Consider the following 3,569-nt stretch of genomic DNA (forward strand, 5'->3'; position numbering starts at 1 on the left):
AGTGACCGCCCCCTCTGGGAGCCGAAAGGCGTCTGTACCAGAGTTACCCGCATGTGTCCATCCAATTCGTAACACGGGGAAAACAGCCAGTTCGCAACACCCAATGCGCCAGGTAAACCGATGATCCTGGGGGTACGGGTAGGACTCGTAGAAGCCCTACCCCTTCAGGGGTAGGGAGTAGTCACAGTGGTCTATGATAGCCCGGAAGCGGTCCGGTTAAAATAACCTAAAAAAAAGCAGGTGAACATTTTGACCGGAAGAAAACTGCATCAGTTTTGCACAGAACTCCGGGTAAACGAGGAGGCATCGTCGGAACTGGCCGCTGGTACAGAGGCGGTACGGATGGGAGCAGCCGACAGAAACATAGGGATACTGGGAATCATTATGATTGGCCTGGCCGGCGTTGTTGGTGCCGGTATCTTCGTGGCCAGCGGGATTCCCGTACGCATAGCCGGGCCGGCTGCAGTGCTATCTTATCTGGCTGGTGCTCTGGTGGTCATACCGATAATGCTCTACCTGGCCGAAATGGAGGCTGCATGGCCTTCCACAGGGGCTTTCAGCGACTACGCTAACTGCTATTTAGGTCCCCTGATGGGTTTTGTCACCGGCTGGATGTACTGGTCTTCAGGTGTGTTGGGTATGGCTACGGAAGTTACGGCTTCCGCTCTGCTGATGCACTGGTGGCTGCCCGAATGGCCGCTGTGGCTATTCAGCCTGTTTTTCTCCCTGCTAATCACCGGTATTAACTTGCTGGATATCCGGGGGTTCACCCGCATTGAAGGGTTGTTTTCGGGCATAAAAATAGTGGCTCTCTTTCTACTCATCCTGGTCGGCCTGGCCGTTTTATCCGGGCTGTGGCCCGGTATGGCACCGGTTGGAACTGTCAATTATTTTGCCTACGGAGGATTTTTCCCCCGGGGTATAAAAGGAGTTTTTGCCTCTCTCTTGCTGGTTATTTTTGCCTATTCCGGTATTCAGGTGGTATGTATGACAGCGGCACAGGCTACTAATCCCAGGCATACCATACCCCGGGCTGTTATGGGTACCGGCCTGACAGTGACCCTTTTATATACCGGTGCTATTTTCGTGCTGGTCGGTCTTTTGCCCTGGTTCACCGTTCCGGTCACTTCCAGTCCCTTTGTCACGGTTCTCGAAAGGTTGCGCATCCCCTTTGGGAGCCACCTGTTAAACGCCATTATTATCATGGCCGTACTTTCCAGTATGAATACCACCATGTTCGGAGTGACCAGAATGCTCAAATCCCTGGCCGAAAGGCATGAAGCTCCCCGATTTTTATTAAAAACAGACCGGCGGGGCATACCTACCCGGGCACTGGCCGCCAGCAGTATTTTCTTGAGCATCGCCGTTATTCTGGCCTACTTACTCCCACAAAAGGTTTTTCTCTATGTGGCCAGTGCCAGCGGCTTTATTTCCCTTTTCAACTGGGCGGTGATAACTGTTACCTATATCCGCTTCCGCCAAAAGGTGTCCCAGTCCAGGACGCCTTTTGCCGTACCGGGTTATCCCTACCTTCCCTATGCATCTCTGTTACTTTTGCTGGTCGTTGTGGCTTCGATCCCTCTGGCTCGCGGCCAGATCCCTGGAATGGTTAGTGGCTTGTTGCTGGCCATCATATATGCAACGTTATTTTTCCTTTTTGTTAGACGACGCTATAAAGCGACCGCATAGTGACTTCCTCCCGTCCCTTTCAGGGGACGGGAGGTTCGTAGCAGTTGCTAACAAACCAACAAATATTGACAAAACGTGACAAAACAGTTACCATAAAAATATGGAACTGTTAACCATCAGCAAAGCGGCAAAAAAATTAGGCGTCCACCCTAACAGTCTGCGCAACTGGGAGAAGCGCGGTTTAATTAAGCCCGTTCGTCTGCCCGGAGGCCAGCGCCGGTACTCCATGGACGAACTCAACAGGCTGTTGCAGTCCGGTCAGTTGACTGATGGGCAGGAAACAGTTGTGCTCTATGCCCGGGTATCCACTAAAAAGCAGGCTGACGCAGGCAACCTGGACCGGCAGATGGAACGGCTGCGGCAATACGCCCGGGAAAACGGATTTACCGTCAGGGCGGAATTTACGGACGTAGCCAGCGGTTTAAACCAGAAGCGCCGCGGTTTATCGAATGTACTCAAGCTGGCTGAGCGTGGCGAATACAAGAAGCTTATCATCGAATACCCCGACCGGCTGGCCCGGTTCGGATATTCGTACATCGAGCGGCATTTAAGGTACTGCGGCGTAGAAATAATCGCCATAGCTGAAAAAGAGCCGGAGGATGCCCATTCCGAACTGGTGCGGGACTTGCTGGCTATAGTTACTTCCTTTTCCGCCCGTCTGTACGGCAGCAGGGGCGGCAAAAAGATCAAGCAGGGTTTTCAGGAGCTGATCGCAGGAGTGAAGCCAGATGAGGAAATGGGAAAAGAAGTCGAGCAGTCCTGACAGCGGCATAAGTTACACCGTCTGCGGCGAATTTTTCCCGGAGGTATACCCTGCCTTCCGCTCCGGGAAGTGGAGCCGGGGTGACGAAGACCCTCTGGACACCGAGATGCGCCTGTTCTGCTCCTGTATGCGCTGGGCTTTTAATCGTCTCCTGGAAGGTGCTTCCCGGAATGATGTAAAGAAACGCGGCCAGGAGATCTTCGGTCTCAATTCCCGCTACGCCGACGACGCCCGGTTAAAGGCGAAAGCTGTTATCGACTCCCAGAAGGAACTTCTGGGAATCGAAATTGACGAAACCGAAAGCAAACTCTCCCGGGCCAGGGGGAAGCTGGGACAAGCCATGCGCAAGCTGGCTAGAGCTGAAAAGAAAGGTGCCGCTCCCGAAGAGATAGATAAGCTCCGGCTGGTAATCGACGGCAAAAACGCCCGGGTAGCATCTTTAGAGAAAAAGCTAGCCGAACTCAAGGCTCACCAGGAAAACGGAACCATTCCCAAGGTGGTCTTTGGCGGCAGAAAGCTCTGGAAGGACGTCTGCAAGAGGCGGACGACCCGTGAAGAGTGGCGCGCCGCCCGGAAGAACAGGCTTTACACTCAGGGCGATGAAACCAAAGGCGGCAACCCGCACTTCAAGGTATCGCACCAAAACGGTGAATTCCGGCTGGCTGTTACTATTTCTCACCTATCGGAACAAAGAGGTACTGATGCCAAAGGCCGCCCCATCATGACCCGCGCTCCTAAAGTGGAAGGCAAGCTCTGGCTGCCGGAAAAGCACAGGGATATGGTGCGTATCTGGCTGGCGATGGGATTGCCCTACACGGTGGAACTCATCCGTACTGTTGATGGTCGGTATCTGGTCCACCTGACCTTTAACTTGTCAGGAGCACCGGAACCTGACTTTGCGAGGGGCTGCCTGTCCGTGGACACCAACCCGGACGGCGTGGGTCTGTGCAACGTTGGCCCTACCGGCCAGCCGGAGCCCTGGCCGGAGGGCATGGAGATACCCTACCCGCTCAACCTGGGCAAGTACGAGGGCGAGTTCCAGGTGATACCGTACCCGAACGGCTTTATGTACATCCGCATACCGGACCTTGAATATGCCCGCGGTTTCCGGCGCGCT

Annotated in this window: 3 protein-coding genes; all 3 read left to right on the forward strand. The window is 54.2% G+C overall.

What is annotated here, in order from left to right; genetic code table 11:
• The first annotated feature begins 249 nt into the window (after nucleotides 1-249).
• Entirely contained in the window at nucleotides 250-1,689 is a 1,440-nt protein-coding gene (locus ACPLUI_RS12590) for an amino acid permease (RefSeq protein ID WP_424660604.1), read from the forward strand.
• 100 nt (nucleotides 1,690-1,789) lie between these two features.
• On the forward strand, nucleotides 1,790-2,452 hold the full coding sequence (locus ACPLUI_RS12595; RefSeq protein WP_424660605.1) for an IS607 family transposase: 663 nt from the start codon (nucleotides 1,790-1,792) through the stop codon (nucleotides 2,450-2,452).
• Nucleotides 2,418-3,569 (forward strand): IS200/IS605 family accessory protein TnpB-related protein (locus ACPLUI_RS12600; RefSeq protein WP_424660606.1); only part of this gene is annotated, 1,152 nt, incomplete at its 3' end. The genes ACPLUI_RS12595 and ACPLUI_RS12600, both read left to right, overlap by 35 nt.

The sequence above is a fragment of the Desulfofundulus sp. genome (assembly GCF_049701015.1).
Classification (GTDB): Bacteria; Bacillota; Desulfotomaculia; order Desulfotomaculales; family Desulfovirgulaceae; genus Desulfofundulus.

Excerpts from the sequence above, each read along its gene's own strand:
- ACPLUI_RS12595 (WP_424660605.1), top strand. The coding sequence starts at position 1,790 with ATGGAACTGTTAACCATCAGCAAAGCGGCAAAAAAATTAGGCGTCCAC.